At 45.5% G+C, this 26659-nt stretch carries 19 protein-coding genes; 7 read left to right on the top strand and 12 right to left on the bottom strand.

Annotation, left to right across the window (positions count from 1 at the left end):
• Nucleotides 1-32 precede the first annotated feature (32 nt).
• The gene (nudC, locus tag KDK19_RS05160) at nucleotides 33-809 is read left to right on the top strand and encodes an NAD(+) diphosphatase (RefSeq protein WP_257255640.1); all 777 of its coding nucleotides are present in this window, start codon (nucleotides 33-35) and stop codon (nucleotides 807-809) included.
• Between the two features lie 190 nt (nucleotides 810-999).
• Here the strand turns inward: nudC and KDK19_RS05155 are convergent, their stop codons facing one another.
• Nucleotides 1000-3756, bottom strand: a complete 2757-nt coding sequence (locus KDK19_RS05155; RefSeq protein WP_257291485.1) for an autotransporter outer membrane beta-barrel domain-containing protein — start codon at nucleotides 3754-3756, stop codon at nucleotides 1000-1002.
• 368 nt (nucleotides 3757-4124) lie between these two features.
• Between KDK19_RS05155 and sohB the strand changes: the two genes are divergently transcribed.
• A complete protein-coding gene (gene sohB / locus KDK19_RS05150) occupies nucleotides 4125-5156 on the top strand; it encodes a protease SohB (RefSeq protein ID WP_257291484.1) in 1032 nt (343 codons plus the stop codon).
• A gap of 60 nt (nucleotides 5157-5216) precedes the next feature.
• Here the strand turns inward: sohB and KDK19_RS05145 are convergent, their stop codons facing one another.
• From KDK19_RS05145 to KDK19_RS05115, 7 genes are all read right to left on the bottom strand, one after another.
• Nucleotides 5217-6386, bottom strand: a complete 1170-nt coding sequence (locus KDK19_RS05145) for a cation:proton antiporter (RefSeq protein WP_257274353.1) — start codon at nucleotides 6384-6386, stop codon at nucleotides 5217-5219.
• A 164-nt stretch (nucleotides 6387-6550) separates the two neighbouring features.
• Nucleotides 6551-7048: a DUF934 domain-containing protein gene (locus KDK19_RS05140; protein ID WP_257252622.1), complete on the bottom strand. Its 498-nt coding sequence runs from the start codon at nucleotides 7046-7048 to the stop codon at nucleotides 6551-6553.
• Entirely contained in the window at nucleotides 7032-8687 is a 1656-nt protein-coding gene (locus KDK19_RS05135) for a nitrite/sulfite reductase (protein WP_257291483.1), read from the bottom strand. The genes KDK19_RS05140 and KDK19_RS05135 overlap by 17 nt, the downstream gene beginning before the upstream one ends.
• A 502-nt stretch (nucleotides 8688-9189) precedes the next feature.
• Nucleotides 9190-9393: a DUF2970 domain-containing protein gene (locus KDK19_RS05130; protein WP_257275648.1), complete on the bottom strand. Its 204-nt coding sequence runs from the start codon at nucleotides 9391-9393 to the stop codon at nucleotides 9190-9192.
• Between the two features lie 100 nt (nucleotides 9394-9493).
• A complete protein-coding gene (locus KDK19_RS05125; protein WP_257288213.1) occupies nucleotides 9494-10951 on the bottom strand; it encodes a hypothetical protein in 1458 nt (485 codons plus the stop codon).
• 277 nt (nucleotides 10952-11228) lie between these two features.
• Nucleotides 11229-12692, bottom strand: coding sequence for a hypothetical protein (locus KDK19_RS05120; protein WP_257254575.1), 1464 nt, complete (start codon nucleotides 12690-12692; stop codon nucleotides 11229-11231).
• Between the two features lie 267 nt (nucleotides 12693-12959).
• Complete coding sequence (locus tag KDK19_RS05115) at nucleotides 12960-14921, bottom strand: cation:proton antiporter (RefSeq protein WP_257254574.1); 1962 nt, start codon at nucleotides 14919-14921, stop codon at nucleotides 12960-12962.
• A gap of 129 nt (nucleotides 14922-15050) precedes the next feature.
• On the opposite strand from KDK19_RS05115, the gene KDK19_RS05110 reads away from it, so the two are divergent.
• A complete protein-coding gene (locus KDK19_RS05110; protein WP_257254573.1) occupies nucleotides 15051-15320 on the top strand; it encodes a glutaredoxin family protein in 270 nt (89 codons plus the stop codon).
• A 295-nt stretch (nucleotides 15321-15615) separates the two neighbouring features.
• On the top strand, nucleotides 15616-16503 hold the full coding sequence (locus KDK19_RS05105; RefSeq protein WP_257254572.1) for a cation diffusion facilitator family transporter: 888 nt from the start codon (nucleotides 15616-15618) through the stop codon (nucleotides 16501-16503).
• On the opposite strand, the gene KDK19_RS05100 is transcribed toward KDK19_RS05105, so the two are convergent.
• The gene (locus KDK19_RS05100; RefSeq protein WP_257279507.1) at nucleotides 16451-17284 is read right to left on the bottom strand and encodes a TatD family hydrolase; all 834 of its coding nucleotides are present in this window, start codon (nucleotides 17282-17284) and stop codon (nucleotides 16451-16453) included. The two genes, KDK19_RS05105 and KDK19_RS05100, sit on opposite strands and share 53 nt — an antisense overlap.
• 106 nt (nucleotides 17285-17390) lie before the next feature.
• Here KDK19_RS05100 and KDK19_RS05095 point away from each other — a divergent pair, with 106 nt between their 5' ends.
• Nucleotides 17391-18206: an MOSC domain-containing protein gene (locus KDK19_RS05095; protein WP_257279506.1), complete on the top strand. Its 816-nt coding sequence runs from the start codon at nucleotides 17391-17393 to the stop codon at nucleotides 18204-18206.
• A gap of 70 nt (nucleotides 18207-18276) precedes the next feature.
• Here the strand turns inward: KDK19_RS05095 and xthA are convergent, their stop codons facing one another.
• Nucleotides 18277-19095, bottom strand: a complete 819-nt coding sequence (gene xthA, locus KDK19_RS05090) for an exodeoxyribonuclease III (RefSeq protein ID WP_257291482.1) — start codon at nucleotides 19093-19095, stop codon at nucleotides 18277-18279.
• A gap of 215 nt (nucleotides 19096-19310) precedes the next feature.
• Here xthA and KDK19_RS05085 point away from each other — a divergent pair, with 215 nt between their 5' ends.
• A complete protein-coding gene (locus tag KDK19_RS05085) occupies nucleotides 19311-20435 on the top strand; it encodes an efflux RND transporter periplasmic adaptor subunit (RefSeq protein WP_257279505.1) in 1125 nt (374 codons plus the stop codon).
• On the top strand, nucleotides 20432-23524 hold the full coding sequence (locus KDK19_RS05080) for an efflux RND transporter permease subunit (RefSeq protein WP_257291481.1): 3093 nt from the start codon (nucleotides 20432-20434) through the stop codon (nucleotides 23522-23524). The genes KDK19_RS05085 and KDK19_RS05080 overlap by 4 nt, the downstream gene beginning before the upstream one ends.
• Before the next feature lie 36 nt (nucleotides 23525-23560).
• On the opposite strand, the gene KDK19_RS05075 is transcribed toward KDK19_RS05080, so the two are convergent.
• Both KDK19_RS05075 and KDK19_RS05070 read right to left on the bottom strand, forming a co-directional pair.
• A complete protein-coding gene (locus KDK19_RS05075; RefSeq protein WP_257279503.1) occupies nucleotides 23561-26410 on the bottom strand; it encodes a hypothetical protein in 2850 nt (949 codons plus the stop codon).
• Nucleotides 26411-26429: 19 nt separating this feature from the next.
• The coding region (locus tag KDK19_RS05070; RefSeq protein WP_257291480.1) for a hypothetical protein at nucleotides 26430-26659 on the bottom strand (230 nt) is incomplete at its 5' end.

Genomic DNA, 26659 nt, shown 5'->3' with positions numbered 1-26659 from the left:
CGATTGATTCATCAACGAGAGCTGTGACATTTATGCCATACCAACCTGCAAGTGGCTGGACTCAGAAAGGAGATCAGTCTGATCGTTTTTTGATTCTTTCTGGTCATGACATCGTGATGAATCCTGATGGCGGGTTCCTCTGGGAGAATCGCTCCTGGATGGATGGCCTCGAAGCGATCAGAACCGGAACACTGGACAAGTATTCGGTCTCGGTTATAAAAACAGACCGTATTCCAGATGAGGGCAGTGCCATTGACGCCCGACAGTATATGGCAATGCAGCCTGAATCAATGGTGGCATTATACAGCCATGCAGCTCAAATCTTGAGATCAAGGAGAGACCACCAATTCTGTGGCCGCTGCGGTAGCCCGTGCATGTCAGGCGAAGGGGACTGGGCAATGTCTTGCCCAGCTTGTGAGATGACTTACTATCCAAGGATATCTCCGTGCATCATTGTTCTTATTCACAAAGGTGATGAAATATTGCTCGTTCGTCATAGACGACATTTGCGAAATACGACAATGCATACGGTTATCGCCGGTTTTATAGAGCCAGGAGAGAGTGCAGAGGAAGCTGTAGTGAGAGAGATCAGAGAAGAAGTCGGTCTGGAGGTCGGTGAAATAAAGTACCAGCTCAGTCAGAGTTGGCCATTTCCTCATGCCTTGATGCTGGGCTATCACGCCGAATATAAATCAGGGGAGATTTTTCTTGAAGAGAAAGAACTTGTGAGCGCTGAATGGTTCCAGAGAAATAACCTACCGGACGTTCCGCCTAAATTCACAATAGCCAGGCATTTAATAGATAAATAATATTATACAATCATATTTTTAAAGAATAACAACTAAACGCTCCGTGCAAAATCTAAACAGTCAGAAAATACTGTCGAACCAATAGTAAACAGCACGCAGTCGTCTGAGTCCAATGTGAAGGATTGGCAATCAAACCAAACATGGGACTGATAAAACCATTGCAACGATCTACCTTGAGAGGATTCAATAATCAGAATAAATAAGCCAGATTAAGCCCAGCGCGATAATCATGCCCCTCCGATCTAATGGTATAACTTGCATCAGTACCTAGATTAAATGACTTTGTCAGATTGATGTTATAGCCTGCTCCAAACATCAGAGCATGCGGGCCTCGGTTCTGCCCGGAAAATTCGTCCTTGTTCTGGCCAGCTAAGCCTGCATCTAAGTCATGAGTTTCTTTTCGATTAGCTGTTATGTCAAACTCATAGCGAATTCTAAAGTCGACATAACCGGGTTTTTCTGCAATTGAAGCTTCAATCAAAGTATCTAACCCGGCTACCAGAACTAGAGATTGAGCGTCTGCACTATCGATTTCATAGTCATAATCTTCACCTCCGCGACTTTCCTTAATAGCACCTTGATCAAGGTAGGTGTAGTTAAACCCAAATATTGAAGCCAACAGTAAGCTGTCAGACTGTTTAAATACATCTTCAACTTGAATGCCCAGGGTGAGAAGAGTTTGCTTGTATTGTGATTCAGAAGCGCTTGTGCTTTGCCCACTTGTATTGATATTAGCTCTTTTGGATTCAAAGTCATTCTGGGACAGAAACATCATGGTGTTCATTCTATATCTTGAGTTAAATTGCCAGTTAAAATAGCTGCCTACTAGCCAGCTATCAGCGTTGAACTTTTGATTGATATGATCGTGCTCTTTTAATTCGGGATTTCCTGTGCCTACAAAAAAACCAAGAGTCTGTTGGCTTTGATTGAAAGCGTCTAAACCAAGAAGCAATAAACTTTGACTGTATTCATAATTCCCAGTTTTTCCTGAGTCCCCATCGACTTTACCGTTGGTGTTTAATGTAGAAAGCCATAAACGTTTTTTGGTATCAGGGTTAATCACTTGGGTAAGGTTGCGTGAGGTGATTTTACTCAAGCCATTATCAAAGACGGCGTTAGCAACCAAACTGTTAAATTCAAGAGCAACACTCATATTAGAGGCATAAGCTTCAGGGTTATTATTAGAAGCCATATTAGCTAAATCCAAGCCAGTCAGCCCTTGAAAAAAACTATTGTTTTCAATCTGTTTTTCTGAAGGGGCTTGAGTGCCTGTTAAGCCCGTAACTTTTTCGATATACTGAGCAGCAGCCAATTGTTTATTTTTTGAAGCTCCATTAACTGCTTTTGTATCAATCCTAGCTATGGTTTCTGTGGCTTGTTGAACGGTTTTTACACCAAACTCTACAGTGACATCAGTATCTGTGATTGTGGTTTTAGATGTGTCTACCTCTATAAAGGGATTAAAGCTTTGGGGGTCTTCATTTATCTGAGTCTCGGTCAAAGATGATAGTCCTGAACCAGCTCTTAAAACGGTAAACCGTTTGCCATGAAGAAATTCATCAGGTGAAGCATTTGTTTGCAGGTTATATAGACCGATTGTGGTCGTTTTATTTACATTGATTTTTGAGTTAGCTATGACGCTGTCGTGAGTCAGGCCTTCTTTTGGGATAGCACTTAAAGTCGGATCTAATTCAATGGAAATTTTAGTATTTGAAAAATCAAGTGTGCCTGACCCATTGACATATAAAACACCTATGCCGTTATCGCCAGGGGCTAATTGAATGATTCTATATACAGTGCTATTGCCTAACTCAATACGCCCTGCGCCGGCAATCCTGTTAATTGCACGGGTATTGCCTCCCTGGCTGACATTGAGAGTGGTGCCATCGTTGATATAGAGCCAACCCGAATTGCTAAGGTTGGCGCTGCCTATCAAGCTTAAAGTGCCTTCTTCAATATGAATATCACCACGAAAACTGCTGTTAATTCCCGCTAAACTGACATTGGATGTCCCTTTTTTAATAATTTTCCCGTCACCATTGAACTCAGCGCCTGATACAGTGCCGTCAAAACTTTGATTAAAGATCAGCGTGCCACCAATATCGACTCTGCTGCCATAAATAAAAGGCTTTGTGGTGATCTCTAATGTACTGCCCCGGTTCACTTCAATATATTCAAAACCATCTGTGAAACCTATGGTGCCACCAGTTCCAGCATTTCTAATATCACCTGTAAATGTCCACTTTCCTGGGCCGTCGATATGTAAACTTTCTATGGGCTTGCCATTAGAAGTAACGAAATCGCCATTATAGACATAATTGTCATTATCTTTTGTGTGTATATATAAGCTCCCTTGCTCGAAATCCCTTTTAGGGCCAAAGTTATTCATGACGGTTTCACCTTCACCTGTAATAGCCCTTAATGACATGTAGTAACCAGTTATATTCGATGTGTTGTAATCAATTTGTAAGGCTGAGTCATTTTCAATATTAATAATGGCGTTATCATAATGAAATCGAGGTGTTGAAGAGCTATTATTGAAGCTGACAAGCTCTAATTTACCTTTGTTTATAATGTTGACGTCACCTTCGATAGTAGATCCAAATTCAGAACCAATGATAAACAGACCATTGCTGGAGTCATTGCCATTAACGGTCAGGCCACCAAAAATATATGTGTTCATATAAAGCAATTGAATGGGTGATTTGGTGATATTAACGGTGAGGCCACTGCTATAGTCAAATGTTCTTATTTGTTCGCCGTTTATAACACAAGTGTCTGCAACCCCGTCATTACGGCTGTTTAAGATCGTATCATCAGGCGTTGTAGGAAAATTTCTGAAGTCTTGATTTTTGCCATTATTAACTTCACAAGCTGTGTCAGCAAGGGCGTGATTACAAAGTAAGCTTAAGACAAGCAGAACGGTACACATGTGTCGTTTGATCATAGTCACTCAACTAAATCATGTTTAGTGCCTGCACGTAGCATAGACTAAGGAACTTGAGAGTGAGGTCTGAACCACTCGACAGTTTCATGCTTACGTTAAATCAGAGCACTTTTCAGGGAATATCTTCGGGATCTATAGGATTTTTTATCGCTCTTGTGGCCCCTGTGCAGATGAATCCTGTGCTGCCCATCTCATGTGATCGACGCTGATAACGTTATTTTTGGGCTCGCTGCTTACAAGAGCTTCAGAGGTGTCTGTTTTTGGTCTGGACAACTGGAAATGTAAACCATTGCCTAAACCCATAAAACAAATTCTCTTTTTCAGGTATCCTTAAGCACTCATTTTGACATGTATCATGGGAGGCTCTCTTGGAGTATCTGGCGGAATACGGCTTATTCCTTGCCAAAGTGGTCACATTTGTTGTGGCACTGCTGATCATCATTTTTGCCGTAGCAGCAATGGGAGAAAAATCCAAAAAGATCAGTAAAGGGCATCTTGAAATCAAGAAACTGAATGAACACTTTCAGCACCTGAAGGATGATCTTCAGCATGCGACTCTCGACAAGGAAGGCCTGAAGCAGCTGGCTAAGGAAAAAAAGAAAGCTGACAAGGAAAAGAAAAAGGATAAAGAAAAGGAAATAAAACCACGCCTGTATGTCCTTGATTTTCATGGCGATATGAAAGCTTCTGCGGTCAAGTCTCTTCGGGAAGAGATCACCGCAGTACTCTCTGTTATCACAGATAAGGATGAAGTACTTCTTAAGCTGGAGAGTGCTGGAGGCATGGTTCACGCCTATGGTCTTGCGGCTTCCCAGTTACAACGTATCAGAGATCGTGGTGTTAAGTTCACCATTGCAGTCGATAAAGTGGCTGCCAGTGGTGGTTATATGATGGCCTGTACGGCTAATCAGATTGTTGCTGCGCCTTTTGCCATAATTGGCTCCATAGGGGTTATGGCTCAGCTGCCCAATATCAACAAATTGCTTAAGAAACATGACGTTGATATTGAACTGCACACTGCCGGTGAATTTAAACGCACTCTGACAGTTCTTGGTGAAAACACTGAAAAGGGCCGTGATAAGTTCAAGCAGGATATTCAGGATACTCATGAGCTGTTCAAAGATTTCATCAAGGAAGAACGTGAGCAGGTGAACATAGAAGAGATCGCCACCGGTGAAATCTGGTATGGCCGTCAGGCAATTGCGAAAAACCTGATTGATCAAGTCATGACCAGTGATGAATATATCTATAGCAAGGTAGACTCAGTAGACATTATTCAGGTCAGCTATGAAGTGAAAAAGGGAATGGCCAGCAAACTGGGCCTGGCCGCTGAAACGACTCTCGATAATGCCTTTGGAAAAATCTGGGAAAGATTGTCTCAGGGTCGATACTTTTCTTAACTGCTCCAAAGTTGTCTGATCGGGATAGAGCGTAGCTGTGAGGCTACGCCCTATCCCGATTTAGTCTCTTCTCAGCTTTTCCGACACAGCTATGGGTGATTCATAATTAAACACTACAACGTAGGAAGAGATGATTAAAGTCAGTATGGCAGTTGCCTGGACGACGTGAGCTGCTATCTCCCCGATTAACATCTGTCCCGTTGCCAGTACTGCAATCAGAATAGAAAACTCACTGGTCTGGCCCAATCTGAAACCTACTTCCCATGCCGTTGATTTTTTCTCATTGGCTCTCAGCAAAATACCAAATGTGGCGGGTTTAAGAAGCAGACAAATAACTGTCATGATCAGGGCAGGTAGCCAAACATCTCCAAACAAATTCAGGTTAAAGCTGGCACCGATTGAGAAGAAGAACAGAACCAGGAAGAAATCTCTCAATGGCTTTAGATTAATGGCAATGTATTGAGAAATCGGGCTGGTAGCAATGCTGACCCCGGCAATAAAGGCACCAATTTCATAGGAAAGATTCAAGGCATGGGCCAGTTCAGCGAAGCCAAGACACCAGCCAATGGCTAACAGGAACATGTATTCATGAAACCGGTCAAAGCGTGCCATCAATGGCAACAGAGCATAACGAACTGCCAGAAAAGCCGCAGCTATGATCATGGGTAATGCGGCGAGAGCCATCAGAACGTCCATTCTACTGTTAGCAAATCCACCATCAAAGTTGTAAAGCAACAGGAGAACCAGAATCGCCAGCAGATCCTGCAAAAGCAGCAGACTGACAAGAATCTCTCCGGTATGTTTGTGATGCAGTACCGTGGTTGGCAATAATTTGATACCAATAATCGTACTGGAGAACATCATTGTAGCACCGGTTATGACGGCTTCTTTTTGGCTGAAACCAAATGCCAGCCCCAGTCCATAACCGGTTAGTGCAAATATGATCGAACTGATGAGTCCTACCGTAGCTGTTTTCTTGAGCAGATGACCAAGGTGAGCAGGCTGCATATCCAGTCCAAGCAAAAACAACAGGAATATAATTCCGACGTGAGCAATATCATTTAAAAGCCCGGTATCCGTAACCATTTCCATGCCATAGGGGCCGAGGAAGGCACCCAGTACGATGTAGGCAACCAGAAGAGGTTGACGGGTAAATAGCGCGGCAGTAGCGAGTATTGCAGCACCACTGAAGATAAGAAAGAAAGAGAAGAGCAGGGAACCACTTTCCATTAGACTCGCCAGATAAATGATTGTTTATAAAAGGGCTATTCCAGCCCGCATTTTGCTTGAAGCTAAAAGACCAAGTATATACCCAAGGTTGGGAGTCCGGTAAACAAGAGAAGGGTAGGGCTGCAGATTGGATTGCAGCCCTTAACAAGATCGATCAGGCTCTTCTAAGATACCTTTCTTTTTCTATAGAGTGGTTCAGGGTCATCACTGCTTCCCTGATACCTGAGGCTAAAAGTATCCAATGCCTTGATAGCATCTTCTGCTTTTTGGTCTTCTCTCAGGTAATAACTTGAAAAGCCACAACGCTGCAACATGAAAATCTGATCGATAAGCACGTCACCCACGGCTCTGATATCCCCTTTGTAATGATAACGGTCCCTGAGGATGCGGCAGAGAGAATAGCCTCTACCATCAATAAACTTGGGAAAATTAATGGTGATCAAGTCGAAGCTGGACAGTATGTCAGCATAACTTTCGACATTGTCATCACTATCAAGGAACAAGCCTGTTGGCTGCTGCTTTTGTTCAAGCAGTTTCTCATGTTGATCGAGTTCCCTGGCCGGGATCAACAGTGTCCCTGTAAATGCCAGATCTTCAGATTCAGAATCCAGAATCTGGTAATCATCCTCAAAAACTTCGTTATTTTTAAGCAGCCTGGGCATACACACGCTCCTTGAAAGGGGTTATGCCAATGCGCTGGCAGGTATCAATAAACAGTTCATCTTCACGACGCTGCTCTATGTAAACATTGAGGATTTTCTCAAGCACGTCAGGAATTTCTTCACGCTTGAAGGACGGTCCAATAATCTTGCCCAGGGTTGCCCCTTTTGAAGCAGAGCCACCGACCTGAACCTGATAATATTCAATGCCTTTTCTGTCAACACCCAGAATACCTATATGACCCACATGGTGATGGGCACATGCATTCATGCAACCTGAAATGTTCAGGTCCAGCTCACCGACGTCATGCAGAAAGTCGATATCGTCGAACTTGCGCTGAATCTCTTCTGCCAGGGGAATAGATCGAGCATTGGCCAGTGCACAGAAATCACCACCCGGGCAGCAGATCATGTCGGTTAATAGGCCACGATTGGCCGTCGCCAGACCGACAGCTGACAATTTTTCCCAAAGTTCAATCAGTGCCGTTTGTTCGACGTCTGCAAATATCAGATTCTGCTCATGGCTGACTCTGATCTCTCCAAGACTGAACTGATCGGCAAGATCAGCAATCACATCCAATTGTTCTGCAGAGACATCACCAGGAGCCTCCCCGGTAGCTTTCAATGTCACAGTAACGGCACAGTAACCCGGTTTCTTATGGGCAAATACATTCTGCTTCAGCCAGGAATGGAAACCTATCGGTGCTTGCAAAGCAAGATCATTAAAGTCCTGATCCACCAGACCTTTGTATTCCGGATCAATGAAGTGCTGGCTGACACGCTCTATTTCGGCTTCAGGCAAGAGAGATGCAGAGTCTTTGATCTGCTCCCATTCTGATTCCACTTTCTCGGTGAACACCTCAGGTGTCATTGCTTTTACAAGAATCTTGATGCGCGCCTTGTATTTGTTATCACGACGACCATAGCGGTTATAAACCCTCAGAATGGCATCCAGATAGGTCAACAAATGCTCAGGCTCTATGGACTCCCTGATGACACTTGCCACCATGGGTGTTCGTCCCAGTCCACCACCGGCCAGTATCTTGAATCGAACATTGCCATTCTCATTTCGGAAGGCATGAACACCAATGTCATGAACCATAGTGGCAGCACGATCTTCTTCAGAACCACAAACGGCGATTTTGAATTTTCGGGGCAGAAAGGCAAATTCCGGATGGAATGTGGACCACTGACGGATGATTTCACACCAGGGTCTTGGATCTACAATTTCATCTCGGGCAACACCGGCAAACTGATCGGTAGTCGTGTTACGAATACAGGCTCCACTGGTCTGCACTGCATGCATCTCAACTTCCGCAAGATCAGCGAGAATTTCAGGAACCTGCTCAAGCAGAGGCCAGTTCAACTGAACGTTTTGACGGGTAGTGAAGTGCACGTAGCCCTTATCGTATTTGCGCGAGATTTCAGAGAGTCTTCTGACTTGGCGGGTATTCAATAAACCGTAAGGAATTGCGATCCGCAACATGGGAGCAAAACGCTGGATATAGAGGCCATTCTGCAGACGCAGGGGCAAAAAATCGTCCTCTGCGATCTCACCGGCGAGGTAACGTCGAGTCTGGTCTCTGAACTGACTCACTCTTTCGTCGACGATGCGTTGATCGTACTCATCGTATTTATACATGGGAATAATTTTCTAATTGAGTTGGCGAGCTATCCAATGGCCTGTCTCCGTTAGGCCTCAGGAAATCTGTTTCAGGCTCGATGCAGATTCCAGCCACGACCGAGAATACAAAAGATACCAGTATTTTTGAATTTGTAATAAAAAATTTTTTTATATAACTAGATGAAAACAGCATATCCGAACGAATCTATGCATAAGAGAGATTGATGATACCGATCCGATTCCAAGCTACGGGTACACTATTTCAGATGAATGCCTCAATCAAGACCTATGTTGTGGAAAAGGATCATCAAGCCGGGCAACTGCTAGTTGCCCAAAGACTGATAATCGGCTAGCTTGGAGTAGCGCTATCAAATAACTGAATGTCAAGTAACTGATTGAGGGGATGATGAATGGCTCAGGGAAAACCCACGAAAGACAGTACTGTTGATGCTATTGCAGCTGTTTCAATCGTGATGCTGGTTGTTGTTACTGCCGTATATTGGGTCAGTCATCAATAAGTCTACCCAGACTGACTGAGCACCAGTTTCACCACCAGCATTAAGATCAGAATAAAAACAAGTGTTCCAATCATACCGGCGATGATGAAGTGCGCCGGACGCCCCTGAGAGAAATCACGCTTCCGTTTTTTTTCACTTTGTACACCAAACGCCGACGCCAGAGTGCTCTGCAACGTTGAAAGAAAGCCTGTGCCATTTGCCATCATAGTTCTCCATTCCGTGCCTGTGTCATCTTATTGCATCCCTGCGATGAAATCACAAGTGATCTGACAAGAGAAGACCTACCATGACGCAATCAAGTTAAAATCACCTTAATATAGTTGTATGAAAGTAAAACTCAGACAGTGTCATAAAAGCCGTACTTGCCAAAATCATCAGATATTTTGCGTAGCGGTAACTGAATCCAGACGCAAATGCCCTGTTGAATGAATAGTTACTGTAACTCATAAAAAGGGCACCACCCGTTAACGCTGTATACCGGCTAAGATCGCTGGCACCTTGGGCAATCAGATATTTATCGACACCGTCAACCAATGCATACCCGGCGCCTTTTATGTAATGTCCACCACATACAGTCATCCCCAGCGCGTTCAAAGCTTTTCCTATGGCAACCTGTGTCATCGCTGACGGAATATAAGAAAGGCCAGATGTCACTTTTTTAGCCGGTTCCAGTGATGTAGCAGGAACAATGGTCATATCAGCTTCTCCCAGAATACGATGGAAAAACAATTGAATGCAGACGCCATTCACACTGATCGAGCATGAGAGCAGGTGATCGGCCGGTACAGCCATCAATAAGTGGTTGGCATAGTTATTTCCTGTAAAAGCTGTTACCAGTAACTTTGTCCCGTAGGGAAGGGCTGTTATCAGGCTGGTAAACAGCGAGGATTTTATTTTATGAATATCACTGTCGGTCTCATTAGCAAATACTCTCTGTTCTGCGACCTCGCCAATCGCTTTGGTCGCAATATTTGCAAACAGCTTCCAGGCGTAAAATACCCGCACATCTGCCCCCGACATCTTTCTCTTGTCCAGAGTCAAATTATCCCAGTAATATACGTAGGTAACATAAATAGCGAGGCTCAGAGCGAAGCCGGTAGCATCTAACTGAGGTGTAACGTAAGCCAACTTATGATCTCTGATCAAAAGCGGTATTGTATCCCCCATTGCGAGGGCCTCTGCCAATACGTGGGCGTTGGTGAAATGCCCATAATATCCGTCACTGGTATCAATGGGGCCCGACTGGAATAGCAGCGTATTGAATAGACTGAGAATAACAGTCAGTGATTTACCGGTGTAGTAGACAATGTTATCCCTTATGACCAGATTGTCTCCATTCTCTTGATTTCGATAGACATGAACTCGATCCATCCAGTCCTGATCAAGGTCAGGTAGATCTGATTCTTGTAATGAAGCTGTTTCTGTTGTTGAAACAGAAGCAGAAGGACAAGACATACTTGCAATACAGTGTGAATCAGATTCTTCTTCTAAGCCAGAATGTGCGTTACTACCTGATTTATCGATTTTCGATGAGTGATAAGAGTCTGTGTTTACTGTGGCTGGCCTTAAATTCAGAAGTACCGTAAATCGTATAATCTCTGTCAGCTGCTTTGATGATTCCCGCTGATTGAACAGGTAAACCTCAACATCACATTTGCGACTTTGCCTATTACAGGGTACTCGAATTTCATGATCCAGACTTCTTTCCTTAAGCTGGTTGGATAATGTCGTATCCAGAAATGTTCTTGCCTCTTGCAAATCCATTTCCGGTAGCTCAGTTATTATAAATTCTCCAGATTCATGCTGTTTTTGAAGCTCCACGCTGAATGGTTGATGAGACCAGAAAAGGTTCACATTCACTTCTGGTTCAAGCCCTGGTTTCGGGTCAGAATTCAGGGAAGGAGTGTAAAGAGAAGTGCTGAGATTGAACTTCGACTGAGCGGCACAAAGAGAGGTGAAGCAAAACAATAAAACCAGAAAAAAAAACTGCTTGATCAATGATTGCATGTAGCATCCCTAAATAACAGAACCGCACAAATAGTTATGGGTCAAGATGGTTGAGACCTTTGGCTCTTGGTTTACAGACATAGTCATAATTCCCCATTAAGCTGTGTCCAAGAGCCAATATTTTTCCTGCAGCAGGATAAGAATGACTGACCAGTGTAGAACCGCCTTCATATATCATGATTAGCCCGGAGCCCTGGAATAGGCTCGTCATAACTATTCCGGGGAAGTAATAGAGGTTCAGGAAAAGCGAACCTGCCGTAATTGTTCCTCCCAGGGTAAGTCCTGCTGTATCTTTAGCGGCCGGGTGATCGAAAAGATTTCGACCCAGAGTGATTGCCATTTCTGTATTAATCAGACCCGCTGCTTCAACAGCATTTACGAGATAAATCCAGGTCAGACCACTGGAATATTTCAATAAAGCCAGACCGCCGATGCTGGCCATCGAAACAGAAGCTACACCTTTACAAAAAACCAGCTTTTCTGCTTCATCATAGTGAGCATGGGGCAAAACCTGATCAAAGTTTGCCATGCAGTAATTTTCAAGAGAGCCAATCGATTCATAGGCCGCACTGATCATCATTCCTGCTGAGAGGGATACATGGTAGTATTTTCGACCGACGTAATGAGCCATGGCCCATGAATATTGCTCAATATCTTTGGCGTTTACGCCGTCCATAGCTGCTGAGTTAAGCAGACCAGTTTTTACCACTCCAGCCAGAACAGCTGTGTAGATAATGGTTACATCTCTTGATGCAGCAGCAGCAGCTTCATAGATTGTATAACCCTTACTTAGATAACCATTTTTGAGGTGAGTTCTCAGGGCTGACGCCACGTTGCTGGTAACACCAATCGATTTCGCACCGATGGCAAAATTTTCCAGTATATTCACCCCGGGTCCTGGGGACGGATTGTTGGCATTATAAAATTCAGCGAGTAAATTGAGGCTGACAAATGACAGGCTTGTCATCGCGTAACCGGCGAAAGGCTCTTCCTCATAAAGCTGAGTATTGTTGCTGCTTGCCGTTGTTGTGCGATCTGACTTGTTTTCAGCTTTTTGGTATTGCGCAGCAGATAGAGTGTATTCATTGGTATAGCTTGCCTGAGGTATGGACCAGGAAAGAATTGTGACCAGGTTCAATAGAAAAATAGGCTTGTGCCAGTAATTACGAGGATTCACTCCGCCTGATACTGATTGGGTTAAAGCTGTTCCCAATAATCCAAAGCCACCAAGCTTTATTAATGCAGTGGATGGCAGACTTTTAAAATAATTAAAATTTGTCTCGTAGTCATTGCAGAAAAAAGGCTCTTCCTGCTGAATAAGAGAAGCATTCTGGGGCGGTTCTGATTTATAAGCAATTGGGCGCGCTTCCATACCTGAAAAGTAGGGAGGCATATAGAACTCAAGGAAGAAGGCGTGACTATCAAGAGGTTTAACAGTCAGGACCGACACCAGCATAAAAAGCAAAGAGAGAGAGCACTGAGTCGATCGAGTGGCCATAGTAGTTCACCTGTATTATTTATATAAGTTATTGTTAACCGCCTGTTTTTTCCGAGATTCCTTTCACAAATACTATTATAGTGCCTGTTCGAACGGTTATTAAGTTATTCTTGTATCATATTGAAATTAATGAACTTATTTTTATTATATTGTGGATTATTTCTACCGTTAGGCAGTTATCTAACTCTGGACAGAGTTTAATTTCGAGAAAGAATTTTAAGATTTTTTTAAGAAAGTGGCAGCCCATATTTCATGGCTGCCACAGGATCAGATAAGGTTCTTTTCAGATTGCTGCATGGGTGCGAGAGGTCCCGTCAGAATAACAATATCGTCTTGTTTAAGAGCATCCACATCTTCCGGATCCAAACTTTGGCCGTCTCGTTTCACTTCAACAACAGAAACATCTTGTTCAAGTGGTAAATCACAGGGATCCAATCCTTCACAGGTGTTACCCCGACAAACGTTAACGGCATGGCGCAGAGAGGTTTCTTCACTATCTGCCAGAACATCTTCATAGCCCGGATAGTAACCATTGAGAATATCGTACTGTTGTTCTCTGGCTTTATTGATCTTGCCCCTAACCTGATTGGGATCCATGCCCAACATTAACAGAACATGCTTCACAATCAACAAGCTGGATTCGAGCACTTCGGGAATAACCGCTGTGGCACCAGCGTTTTTAAGTGAGGCTGTCAGACTGTCATCCTGAGTTCTTACCAGAATAGGAATATCCTGATAATGGGAGCGAATCGTTTTGACGATTTCCAGAGCATTCTCACTGCGATCAATGCAGATAATCACTTGTCTGGCACGTTTCAAACCGACGGACTCCAAAAGCTCTAATCGACGAGAATCACCATAAAAGACGGGTTCACCTGCAAGCCCGGCTTCATGAACATGCAGAGGGTCATTATCGATTGCTACAAAAGCCAGCTTTTCTTGCCCCAGGAATCGGCTTATAGTCTGTCCCACGCGCCCGTAGCCACAAATCAGGGTATGCTGCCTGATGTGAGAGACCTGCTGCTCAATATCGCCCTGATCAATTTGAGACTGTTTAGCTTCTTGTTTCTTGTATAGAAGATTGACAATTTTGCTGCTGTTTCTGATGAGCAACGGCGCCAGAATCATGGAAAGAATGGTAATAGCCAACACCACAGAAGCTCTCTCCCCTCCCGTCTGACCATATTGAGTAGCCAGGGCAATGAGGGCAAAACAGAATTCGCCCCCTTGAGCCAGCGCCAGGCCAGTTTTTAGTGAAGTGCTTTTTTTCTCTCTAAGCATTCTTGCCAGTAGCGTAATGATACCCAGTTTGAAGAGAACCAGACCCAAGGTACCCAGAATAATTGCTGGCCAGAACTTCAGCAGAATATTCAGATCAAGCATCAACCCAACGGAGACAAAGAACAGTCCCAGTAAAATATCCCGGAAAGGACGAATATCCGCTTCCACCTGATGCTTATAGTTACTCTCTCCCATCATCATCCCGGCAATAAAGCCACCCAGAGCCATAGATAGACCCAGAACATGGGTTAGCCAGGCAGCCATCAGGGCAATCATGAGCGCAGTCAATACAAATAGCTCTTCAGAACGAGCCCTGGCCACTTCGTTGAAGACCCTGGGCAGAATCCATTTACCAACAGCCATCATGAGAAGAACAAAAAGAAGGCCTTTGGCCAGAGCCATGCTGATGGTGGTGAAAACTGACTTATCACCCGCACCCGCCAGCGCTGGTACCAGAATCAGGAATAGAACCGCTGCAATATCCTGAAATAGCAGCACGCCAATCGCCATCTGGCCCTGACGACTGCGAATTTCATTACTCTGGGTCAACTCTTTAGAAACAATCGCAGTAGAAGACAGAGCAAGAGCGGCTGCAACGATCAAAGCTTCTTTTACTGATGTTCCAACCAACAGCAGAACCGCAAATATTCCTGCCCCACATAACAGGACCTGCCCGCCCCCAAGTCCGAACACTTCCCGCTTCATGGACTTCATTCGTTTGAGCGAAAACTCAAGACCCAGGGTAAACAGCAGGAAAACCACGCCAATTTCGGCCAGCAGGCTGATATCAAAGCTATGATCAATCAAACCTGTGGCGGTAGGGCCAAGTACGATACCCACGGCCAGGTAGCCAAGACTCTCTGGCAGATTCAGGCGATGAAACAGTGCAATGGCTCCCACGGAGAGAGCCAGGATTAACATCAATTGATTGAAAAAGGTAAAGTCCATCGTTTATCAGGCCTGATTATTCTTTTTTACAGTGAAAATGCAGCTCTGTAGCACCTCAATAGTTTGGGGTGAGCTGAATGAACGGTTACAATTGTATCCGACTTAATCTCCCGCTGTTCAGGAAAATTTGTGCTGCACTTATCTTTCTATACCACATCTGGTTGTCACCTGTGTGATCATGCTGAAGAATTTCTTAATATTCTCGGCCGACATCCTCAACTTAATAGTCAATTCCGATGGTCTGCGGTTGAAATCAGTGCATCTGAGGATTTAATCGTACGATACGGTGTCAAGATCCCGGTGATCGCTACTGAACAGGGTGACGAGATAAGCTGGCCATTTGAAATGGAGCAGCTTGGTGAGTGGATCTATAACCATCTCAATGAACATTCATCATAGTGCTAATGACAATTTAGTCGGGCTTCTGGCAGCCTGTCGGACTTAAGCGTCTCCGTAACCAGGATTGTGAGAAATTTAGGATAAAAATTTCTGATTCCGAGGGGAATAGCGAGCTATTTGACAAGAGAGCAGGAATTTTTAGACCCTTTTCTCACAACTACATGGATGCAGGAGCCAGAGCAACGCAGGAGCAGTTGCCGGGCAGGACAGTCTTAAGTCCAACAGGCAGCTAGGATTTTCAGTGCAGTTTCAGTATTCTGGAATCAGGGAATCAACTTAATCATCGATGGATCGTATGTCTACACCCTCCAAGAACATCTCCGAAAACCATGAAAAGTTGATGAAGCTGGCTTCAATGGCTTCTGTCACAACTGCCGCCGTCCTCATATTCGTTAAAATTGCCGCCTGGTTTATGACCGACTCTCTTAGCGTTCTGGCAACGCTGTTGGATTCAGTCATGGATGTGATCGCCTCAGTTATTACACTGGTAGCTGTCAGAATTGCTCTTGAACCCGCCGACGCAGAGCACCGATTTGGTCATGGCAAAGCAGAGTCTCTTGCTGTTCTGGCTCAGTCAGCTTTTATTTCAGGTTCGGCTATTATTCTTTTTCTCAACGCCATTGATCAGTTGTTGGTGAGGGAGGGCAGCGTTAGCAATGAATCAGTGGGCATGGTTGTCATGCTTTTCTCGATTCTGGCTACTCTGATACTCCTGAGCATACAGACTTATGTTGTGAAGAAAACCGGATCTACGGCCATTGCTGCCGACTCGATGCATTATCGGATAGATCTGCTCACCAATGTATCTGTCATTATCGCGCTTTTTGGTGCCAGTCTGGGTTATTTCTATATTGATCCGGGATTTGCTCTCCTGATAGCGATTTATATGCTAGTTAGTGTTGGCAAGATGGCATGGAGTGCGGTTCAGCAGCTCATGGATCATTCCCTGCCAGAGCAGCAGGTTCAGGACATTGAGCGCATTGTGCGGGCCATTGAAGGGGTACAGGGCATTCATGAGATGAGAACCCGTATTTCTGGCCGGGTTCCCTTTATCCAGATGCACATTGACCTTGATGGTGATCAGAGCTTACACGATGCGCATGATATTGGGCAGGCAGCGGAAGATGCCATTATCGCACTCCTTCCCAATGCCGACGTGATTGTCCATCTGGACCCAAATTGAAAAAGTTTCTGGCCGTTTCTGATGTCTCTCTGGCCACTTGCTCATAGGTTTTGCCCGTCTGCTCAGCAATGGTTTTCACTACCCAGGACAAATAGGCAGGCTCATTTCTTCTGTTCTTTGGTCTTTTGTCCATGCTTCTGGGCAAAAGCCATGGGGCATCTGTTTCTATCATTAAACGGTTTGCCGGAATATCTTTCAGTAATGGATGCAAGTGAGTACCACGCCTTTCATCACAGACCCAGCCGGTTATACCGATGTGCAAATCCAAATCCAGGTATTGATAAAGCGCTTTTTTGTCTGCTGTAAAACAGTGAACAACCAGTCCACCCAGATAATCTCTGAACTCTCTGGCAATGGCTGTAAAACGGTCTGCTGCATCGCGCTCATGGCAAAAAGCGGGAAGGCCCGATTCAACAGCCAGTTGCAACTGTTTCTGAAAAACGGTTTCCTGAGTCGGTCTGGGAGAAAAATCCCGGTTAAAGTCCAGGCCCATTTCACCCGCAGCGACCACTTTCGGTGCCTGAAAGAGCAATTTCAGGTCTTCGTAACAGGAGTCTGTAGTATTTTTGGCATAGTGGGGATGAATGCCAGCCGTTGAATAGCAGTAATCTGAATACTGTTGGGCCAGCTCCAAAGCTTGCTGAGACTCATTAACAGAGGTTCCTGTAAGAATCATCGTATTTACGCCAGCATCAATGGCACGCTCCATGACCTGATCCCGATCCTTTGAAAATTGCTCATCAGTGAGATTTACACCGATGTCCACCAGCTTAGGCTTCATAATAACTCGAAGTGTCAGGTAAAAATCTGGTACATTCTCTCCAAAATCTGATGGGCGTGGCAATAAGCCAATTCGCTAAATGTACAAAAATGATAGTGAGACTTTAATGACTCATTCTTCCCTGACTGTTTCCCATCTTGCTATTCATCCGGTGAAGTCACTCAAGAAGATTTCGGTGGACCAGGCTGTCATTGATCGTATGGGATTTGTGAATGACCGACGCTGGTTGGTCGTCGAACCTGATGGCAAATTTATGACCCAGCGCCACTATCCAAAAATGGCGTTGATTTCTGCCATTCCCCACGAAGATGGATTAACCCTGTCAGCTTCAGGAATGGATGATCTCATTATCAAAGACCCGGAGCGACAGTCTGAGGTCTCTCAAGTGCGGGTTGTGGTTTGGAAAGATGAACTGCAAGCGCTTGATGCAGGTGAGGCGGCATCCCAGTGGCTCACTGAATCTCTTGGCGTACCATGCAGAATGGTGAAGTTCTCAGAGCAGGTGAATCGTCAGGTGGATCTTCGTTTTGCCAACAAAGGCGACAACACAGCTTTTGCCGATGGTTTCCCTTTTCTTCTTACCACAGAAGCTTCATTGCAGGAGCTTAACAGCCGCCTTGATACTCCGATCACTATGGATCGTTTCAGGCCTAATATTGTCATTCAGGGTGCCGGTTACTACGCAGAAGATCATTGGAAAAGAATCAAAATCGGTGAAGTGGTTTTCCGGGTAGCCAAGCCTTGTAGTCGATGTGTCATGACAACGGTTGATCCGGTAAAAGGCGTTAAGACAGGAAAAGATCCGTTAATGACATTGTCAGGCTACAGAAGAACAGAGATGGGTGTCATTTTTGGACAAAACCTGATCCATGAATCAGAAGGCATTATCCGTTTAGGCGACGCTGTTGAGATTATTGAATAGTCTCAAAGAACATCAATAAAATACCATAGCCTCTTGATGTAAGAGGCTATTTTGTATCGGACAACGATAATCAGAGGTCGAATTTCACCCAGAGAGGGGCATGATCTGAAGGTTTCTCCAGGCCACGAATATCGTAATCAATGCCCGTTGCCCTGAAGTGCTTCATCAGGCAGTCCGTTGCGATAACCCCGTCTATTCGAAGGCCTCTTTTGGGCTCACGGTCAAATCCACGACTGCGGTAGTCAAACCAGCTATAGAGTTCTTCACTGCTCTTTTCAGGGCATACACGAAAGCAATCAGTGAATCCCCAGGCCAGAAGACGGTCAAACCACTCTCTTTCTTCCGGCAGGAAACTGCATTTCCCTGTTTTTAACCAGCGCTTTGCATTTTCGGGACCAATACCAATGTCGCTATCTTTGTGGGAGATATTGAAGTCGCCCATGACCAGTAAAGGTTGATCGGGTGAATACTCCGTATCCAGGGTGGTCATCAGATCCTGATAAAAAGCTTGTTTGGCAGGAAACTTGGTAGGGTGGTCACGGCTCTCGCCCTGAGGGAAATAACCATTAATGACAGTAAAGGATTGGCCGCTGCGTGTCTGGTATTCTGCAGTGATAAGGCGTCTTTGGGCATCAGGAGCCTCAGTTTTGAAACCTTTCTCAACCCTGACAGGCTTCTGACGACTCATCAGAGCAACACCATAATGTGTTTTCTGTCCGAAATACTCAACGTGATAGCCCAAAGCTTCAATGGCTTCGACGGGAAAATCTTCATCAGTGACTTTGATCTCCTGCAGTCCAATGACCTCCGGCTGATGCTTTTCGATCAGAGCCTTGAGTTGATGCAGGCGAACACGGATTCCATTGACGTTAAATGTGATGACTTTCATAACCTTGAAACGGCTTCCTTGAGGAGTATGAGCTGCATCATAGCTGAAAAGCCTTCGGGTTATAAGCCGAAGCATCTGGCTCGAAGGTCAGAGAACGGCAAAAATATTGGCCTTTACTTGCTGCTTACCACCCAGCTTCTTTATAGTTTCTATTACAGAATCGTACAGGGCCGTACGAGATCATAGGAACAATCACGACACATTGCGAACACTCTATGCCTGACATTAATCGATCCTGGATCCTTGCTGGAGGAATGGCGGGGCTTTTAGGCGTCTATCTGCTGACGGCGGATATAACTTCCATGTCCGATAAAGGTAATTCCTCATTTCGTGCGAAAAGCGAGCCTGTTGTCGAATTACCACTGGCCAGGGTCTCAGCCAGAATTTTTCCCGTTGAATCCATTCACCGAACCCTATCCTTATTTGGAGAAACTCAGCCTGACAGAATAGTAACGATCAGTGCAGAAATTTCTGCCAGAGTCCTGGCCGCATCGGGTCAGAAAGGGCAGTTCATAAAAAGTGGAGAAGCTATCGTCACCTTAAAAGAGGGGGCATTACCGGCCCGGATTGCTGCTGCCAAAGCCAGAGTCCGAAAAGCTGAGCTGGACTATAACTCGGCATTGTCACTGAAAACTAAAAACCTGATTGCTGAGAATGAGTTACCGCAACTGGAAGTGGCCCTGAGTGAGGCTCGGTCAGCGCTTTCAACGTTGCAAATCGATTTCGATAACACCCGAATCCGTGCTCCGGTGACCGGCATCCTGAACAACCGGTTTGTTGAGCAGGGCGATTATATTGAAATGGGGAAACCCGTCGCCGAGATACTCGATCTTGATCCTCTGGTGGTTTCTGTCAATGTTCCCCAGTCGTACATCGCTTCAGTCACCCTGGGTGACAGAGCAGATATCCGTTTTGCTACCGGAAAAACAGCCTCTGCAGAAGTTCGCAACATCGCCCGACTGGCTGAGTCAGGCACTCGAACCTTTAAGGTAGAACTCAGTCTGGCGAATACAGCCATGGAGACTCCAGCCGGTTTGAGTGTTGAAGCTGACCTTAAACTGGAGCAAGTTGAAGCCATCAAGGTTTCACCGGCCCTGTTAAGTCTGGATGAGACCGGTAATCCCGGCATCAAGTGGGTGGATGAAAGGGATCAGGTGAACTTCACTGCCGTCGATATTGTCAAATCTGAAGCCAGCGGTATCTGGCTTACCGGTATTCCTGCCAGTGCCAGGCTCATCACCCGAGGGCATGGTTTTGTCAGAGAAGGGGACCGGGTAATTGTTGACCCTGTGCAGACTCTTGCTGTTAAAAGAGACAAGCTAGCAGGGGATACACCATGAGCAGTCTGATTGGCCTTTCGCTGAACCGCAGTCGTACGGTTCTGATGATGTTTTTCCTGATTCTTATCTCAGGGATGCTCTCCTATCTGACGATTCCCAGGGAATCTTCGCCTGATGTTCCTATTCCCTACGTCTATGTTTCCGTTAACTATGAAGGCATTTCACCAGAAGATTCAGAAAGATTACTGATCCTGCCTCTGGAAAAAGAGCTTCAGGGACTTGAGGGCGTCAAAGAGCTATCGGCAACCGCTTCTCAATCCCACGCCTCTGTTACGCTTGAGTTTGAGGCTGGGGTAGAGCTTGATAAAGCTCTCGCCGATGTACGCGACAAAGTAAACCTGGCAAAAAGTAAACTGCCCGACGGTACCGATGAGCCTGTCATTGAACAGATTACCATGGCCAGTGTAAACCCTGTGATAACGGCTATCCTCTCTGGCCATCTTCCTGAAAGAGCCATGGTAAAGATTGCACGAGCTCTCAAGGATAAGCTGGAAGCCCGAAAGGAGATCCTGGAAGTAGACATCGCCGGTGACAGGGAAGAAGTCGTAGACGTCATTATCGATCCGATGAAACTGGAAAGTTATGGCCTGATTCCTGCTGATGTCATTAACCTTGTTTCACAGAATAATCAGCTGGTTGCCGCAGGCAGTTTGGATACTGGTCAGGGCAGCTACTCCATTAAAGTGCCTGCCGTCTACAAAACGTCGGCGGATATTCTTTCCCAGCCGGTAAAAGCAGAAGAGAACCGGGTGGTGACTTTTGCAGATATCGCTACCGTCCTGAGCACGTTTAAAGAGGGCGGCGGTTATGCCCGCCTGAATGGCGAAAACAGTATTGCCCTGGAAATAAAAAAACGACCCGGTGAGAACATTATTGAAGCCATAGAAATCGCAAAGGCCATCATCAATCAAGGCATTGCATTGGGACCCGGGACCTTGAAAGTGGACTACGTGGGTGATCAGTCCGAAGAAGTAAAAAGGATGGTGACTGACTTGCAGAACAACGTCCTGTCTGCAGTGATTCTCGTAGTTATCATTATTATTGGTGCTCTTGGGGCTCGGAGTGCCTTTCTGGTGGGCATCGCAATACCCGGTTCATTCCTGTCGGGCATCCTGATTCTGCAAATCATGGGCCTGACCATTAATATGGTCGTGCTTTTCTCACTGATTATGGCGGTAGGCATGCTGGTTGATGGCGCTATTGTTGTCACTGAGTATGCAGACAGAAGAATGGGGGAGGGGATTCATCGCCAAAAGGCTTATCTCGAAGCCTCTCGCAAAATGGCCTGGCCCATCACTGCCTCTACTGCCACAACACTGGCAGCATTCTTTCCGCTGATGTTCTGGCCGGGAATGATGGGGGAATTTATGAAGTACTTACCCCTTACTCTCATCGCCACATTGGCTTCTTCTTTGATCATGGCCCTGATTTTCATCCCGACCCTGGGTGCCATGATTGGCAAACCCCGCTCACTGGGTGCCAGAGAAAAAGCATCCATGATGGCTGTTGAGTCAGGCGAATTTGCTCAGACAACCGGCTTTACCGGACGATATGTGTCGGTTTTAGCCCGTGCGATAGAAAACCCTGGCAGGGTTTTACTCTTTACCTGCATGACGGTCGTGCTGATTTTTACGCTCTTTATTAAGACTTCCCGTGGCGTCGAGTTTTTCCCTGATGTGGATACTGACGCCATCATCATCACCGTGAAAGTGAACTCAGGAAACCTTTCTGTTGATGAAAAAGATGCCTTGATGGAAAAGATAGAAACCCGCCTGCTAGACCTGCCTGGCATGAAAACACTTTATGCCAGAACCGGAGATAACCAGGTTGTGGGGACATTAAGAATCAATCTTGAAGGCTGGCAATACCGAGACACAACACTGGCCGTAGCTCAGGATGCTGAGCAAAGACTGGCCGTTTTCCCGGGGCTGGATATAGCCGTTGAACGAGTCAAGGATGGCCCTCCAGGCAGTAAGCCTCTGGAGCTGATTGTCAGAGCCGATAATCTCGAAACTCTTTACAATTCAGTGGCTAAGGCAAGAAACCTGCTCGAGAATGTTGGTTCTTTTACCAATATTGAGGATTCAGGGCCTGCACCCGGTTACGAATGGCGTCTGAGTATTGATCGTGCTGAAGCTGCTCGCTACGGAGCCGACGTTGCAACCACTGGCAGCATGGTAAGAATGGTGACATCCGGATTAACAGTGGGCTCCTATCGCCCTGATGATTCTGACGATGAGGTGGACATACGCATCCGTTACCCTGAAAGTGAACGACACTTGGAAAGTATTGACCAACTGCGTCTAATGACCTCTTCCGGACTGGTGCCCATTGGTAACTATACGGAACGGGAAGTCAGCAGCAAGCTCGACAACATCAAGCGTATAGACGGTAAACGAACCATCACACTTTCAGCTGACCTGATCGATGGAGCGCTGCTTTCAGAGCAAATCCCCTTGTTGACCCAGGAGTTGGCAGCGGCCAATTTTGCCGAGGGTGTCAGCTTTGACTTTAAGGGCGAAGAAGAGGACCAGAAAGAGAGCGGACAATTTCTGATGCAAGCATTCAGTATTGCGCTGTTTGTCATGGCCATGATCCTGGTAACCCAGTTCAACAGTTTCTACCAGGCTGCATTAATCATGTCAGCCGTGATATTGGCCACAGGGGGTGTCTTTCTTGGATTGATGATCACCGATCAGAGCTTTGGCATCGTAATGTGCGGCATCGGCATTATTGCCCTGGCGGGTATTGTTGTGAACAACAACATAGTCTTGATTGACACCTTTAACAGTCTGAGAAGAGAAGGGCACAGTACCCGGGAAGCGGTTCTCAGAACCGGTGCCCAGCGTCTCAGACCCGTCATGCTGACCACCATCACGACCGTATTGGGCCTGATGCCTATGGTATTGTCGATGAACATTAATATGTTCGACCATTCAATCGAGATTGGAGCGCCCTCCACCCAGATGTGGAATCAGCTGGCGACCTCGATAGCAGGGGGGCTAACCTTTGCCACGCTGTTAACACTGCTGGTAACCCCCTGTTTACTGATGATCTCCCGGAAATGGCAAGCTCGTACAGTTCGCTGATTTCTACATCATGATAGATACAGATAGATCGCATATCTATACGCTTTCATGCTCGAAGAGCGCTGGGATTGCCTGTAGTCGCTGATCGAAGGGCATCTGTTCAATGGTTTGAGGCTCCCTATTTTCGATGGGCGACTCAGGGGGGGCAATGGCGGCATCATTCGTCGGCTCAAGTCGCCCTGCTCGAATACGCTCAAACGTGTTCTCCATGGTTGCCTGATGCGTCTCTTTTAAATGGGCCTGAAGCTCGCGCTTCTGGCCAAAATTAGTCCGGCAGGCAAGGCAGAATGTTTTATGGAGGTATAACCCCTTCACTTTCCTTTTATCCAGAGGAATGAAATTATTATCCTTTCCCGCTGCCAGATCATGGAGGTGATTATTAAATGATTCAATATTGTGATAGATCACCTGACATGGAATGGCCTTTAGTGATTTAGGTATAGCCAACTCCAGAGTGCCCGGTTTAAACAGTGACCTTATCTCTTGTGGTTTTTCCTTTAAATCGTTAACAGCAGCGATTGCCTGTTTCGGGTTTTTATCAAAGCAGTCAAGGATTTCAGTAATGCTTATTCGGGAGGAGGGGTTGTCAGCATAGCTTTTATAGAGTTGCCTCAGCACTTTATTATATTTTCGTTGCCCGGCAGGCTCTGCTGATCGTTGGTGACGCCGGTGAAATTTTTCTGGAGAATACACTTTTTTATGTATTACCTTGGTTATAAAATCGCGCTTGTGCCTATCGATCAAGGATTCTGAGTGGTGCTTTTTCTCACACAGGCTTCCATCCGTGAGTGTGTGCTCAAAACGAGGCATTTTAGCTGGACGGGAAAGGGGGCTTATATCACGATCAACAAGGAAATTTTCGCGTTTTCTCTTTTTCGGGTTTTGCGTCTGTACTGCGGGAATGGCTGTCTGATTATCTTCCGCCAACACAGGGGTTCCTTCTTTACAGAAATTTTCAGCATAATAAGCCTCAACGCTTTTAATAATTCTTTTTTTCAGGATGTAATCTTTTTGTTTGTTCTCTCTTCTGGCAATTCTCTGGTTCAACCCATCCGGGCATTCACAGAGATAACGGGTCGCTTCGCAGACGGTGCATTCTGAACAGCGGCAAGTGATAAATTTGCTTTGTTTTTCCTTCAGTTTTTCGTGTTCATGGGCCAGCATTCCCGAAGACTCGGTATCTTCCCAATCCTGCGTCAGCGATAAGTCAGCTAATAATTCTGGAATGGCAGTGCTCTCAGCGTAAGCTCGGCTCATTTTCCAGTATCGTTGCTCAGCAGTGGGTAATTCATCAAATGCCTCAAGCGTCTGGTTCAACTGCAAAGCCGTCACTTTAAAAGGAATAGGGACACCAATGTGTTGTTCAACGGCCAGTTTTTGCTCCTTAAGGTGACTCATGTATTGTTTGCGCGCTTGATAATAGGCCTCTCCATAGCTGATATTACCCTGATCATCCTTTCTTGCTGTAAATCCCTGTTCTTTGAACTGCTTTTTAATCAGGTCTGCTCTCTCTTTTTTAATCTGATTTGTTGTGGTTTGAATGGCCTCAGCAAACCGTTGTCTGGCTTTCAGTCGCCTTTGTTCTTGCTGGAATGCTTTGAATTCTTCTGTTCCTAAAAACAGTTTCTGATGGCTGGGATTGTTATAAAATTGAGAAAGTATTTCTTTTACTTCAGTAAGAGGGGGTAATGTTTTCCATTCAGCTACTTGAATTGGGTGCACCAACTGATTAGTGGTGCTGTCGAAATAGTCTCCACTGGCTAGTTCTTCATTGAGTGTTTTGTTCCTCCAGGTAACCTGTGATCTATAGCTCATCAGGTAATTATAAATGCTACCAAGGTAATGCAAGGTAATGGCAATCTCAGGGATGACCTCGGCCTCGACAGTTTTGCAGACCTGATCTTGCTTAGCTGGTTCCTGCCAGTGCGAATATAGGTGAGCCAGTTCATCGGCCTTGCTATTAAAAGCCCTGCTGGTCATCAACTGAAACGTCTCATGTTTATGGTCACTCCATAATGCTGGATTTGCGACCAGCAGAAAAGCAAAAGCGCCGATATCATAGGTCGATGAGATGCCTTTTTTCAGCTCTCTTTGAATGACATTTTCGAATTGTTCTTTTCGACTGGCACCTTCATACAGGATGGTATTGCCTGATATTTCCTTGGTGAAAGAAATCAGCAGATGGCAGACTCTGTTCATGGTGCATGCATTGTCCGTTTTTAGAGCATCGAACCAGATGTCTTTGATAAGACGGAAAAATGCCAGATATCCTAACTCTGATGGTGCTTTTCTATAGCCTCGATAGTGGCTGGAGCAGACCTTTGTTGTAGAACCGAAGTTAAACTTCATGTCGCCTTTTACGACCAGTTCTGGCCAGTTTCTTTTAATATATTGAGCTTGCTCTTTGAGCTCTGGAGGCCAGCGGTCAACGATAGTTGCAATTTCCTGTCTATCGGGCCACAAGGATGCATAATGTTGGTCGAGTTCTCTAACTGCATCATCTTTTAATGATCCTACAAATTCTATTAGTGTCTGGGCCAGCCGAGCTTTACCCTGAACGCCAGGTGTCTGTTCAATGACTTCACTAAGCTGGTGAAAAAGAGGAAACCGGTTACTGCGCCAGCCTTCACCCAAAAAGTTGGATATGGCCTCATAGGTGGGGGAGATGTTTCTATCTTTAAGTGTTTTCTCTGCCGCACTAATTTCCCTTTGTGAAAATCCCCGGATCTTCAAATTCTGCAGTCCAAGTGGCTCTTTCGTGGTTTTTCGTGAGTGAAAAGTTCCGGTTGTTGGTGCAGCATTCTCCTCTGAGTCAGTTACACCCACTAACCAGAAACTTTCATTCAGGGCGTTTGCACCTGGATTTGACGTAGATGAAATATCCATTTAAATTTTTCTCCAATCTTTATTCAGGGCGATCGTTATCAGCGGACTGGCTTGGGTTGCTCTCACTGTCACCCGGACGCTTGCCAATCATGTTTTGCTGCAGTTTTTCAGCCAATTCATATTTATGCATCAACTTCCACACTTTTACCTGAGCCTGGTCAAAGTCAAAATTGCCAGATGGCTCACATTGTGCGCTCTCATTGGCATCGGGTTCTTTATTTCTCAAGGCCAACAGCCGTGCTTCAGCCA

Origin of the sequence: Endozoicomonas sp. ONNA1 (assembly GCF_024606325.1) — a bacterium.
Taxonomy (GTDB): domain Bacteria; phylum Pseudomonadota; class Gammaproteobacteria; order Pseudomonadales; family Endozoicomonadaceae; genus Endozoicomonas_A.
This window is presented reverse-complemented; position numbering and strand designations above follow the sequence as displayed.

Coding starts and splice junctions, on each gene's coding strand:
- nudC (WP_257255640.1), top strand. CDS start 33: ATGCCATACCAACCTGCAAGTGGCTGGACTCAGAAAGGAGATCAGTCT.
- KDK19_RS05155 (WP_257291485.1), bottom strand. CDS start 3,756: ATGATCAAACGACACATGTGTACCGTTCTGCTTGTCTTAAGCTTACTT.
- KDK19_RS05145 (WP_257274353.1), bottom strand. CDS start 6,386: ATGGAAAGTGGTTCCCTGCTCTTCTCTTTCTTTCTTATCTTCAGTGGT.
- KDK19_RS05140 (WP_257252622.1), bottom strand. CDS start 7,048: ATGCCCAGGCTGCTTAAAAATAACGAAGTTTTTGAGGATGATTACCAG.
- KDK19_RS05135 (WP_257291483.1), bottom strand. CDS start 8,687: ATGTATAAATACGATGAGTACGATCAACGCATCGTCGACGAAAGAGTG.
- KDK19_RS05130 (WP_257275648.1), bottom strand. CDS start 9,393: ATGATGGCAAATGGCACAGGCTTTCTTTCAACGTTGCAGAGCACTCTG.
- KDK19_RS05125 (WP_257288213.1), bottom strand. CDS start 10,951: ATGGATTTGCAAGAGGCAAGAACATTTCTGGATACGACATTATCCAAC.
- KDK19_RS05120 (WP_257254575.1), bottom strand. CDS start 12,692: ATGGCCACTCGATCGACTCAGTGCTCTCTCTCTTTGCTTTTTATGCTG.
- KDK19_RS05115 (WP_257254574.1), bottom strand. CDS start 14,921: ATGGACTTTACCTTTTTCAATCAATTGATGTTAATCCTGGCTCTCTCC.
- KDK19_RS05105 (WP_257254572.1), top strand. CDS start 15,616: ATGTCTACACCCTCCAAGAACATCTCCGAAAACCATGAAAAGTTGATG.
- KDK19_RS05100 (WP_257279507.1), bottom strand. CDS start 17,284: ATGAAGCCTAAGCTGGTGGACATCGGTGTAAATCTCACTGATGAGCAA.
- KDK19_RS05095 (WP_257279506.1), top strand. CDS start 17,391: ATGACTCATTCTTCCCTGACTGTTTCCCATCTTGCTATTCATCCGGTG.
- xthA (WP_257291482.1), bottom strand. CDS start 19,095: ATGAAAGTCATCACATTTAACGTCAATGGAATCCGTGTTCGCCTGCAT.
- KDK19_RS05085 (WP_257279505.1), top strand. CDS start 19,311: ATGCCTGACATTAATCGATCCTGGATCCTTGCTGGAGGAATGGCGGGG.
- KDK19_RS05080 (WP_257291481.1), top strand. CDS start 20,432: ATGAGCAGTCTGATTGGCCTTTCGCTGAACCGCAGTCGTACGGTTCTG.
- KDK19_RS05075 (WP_257279503.1), bottom strand. CDS start 26,410: ATGGATATTTCATCTACGTCAAATCCAGGTGCAAACGCCCTGAATGAA.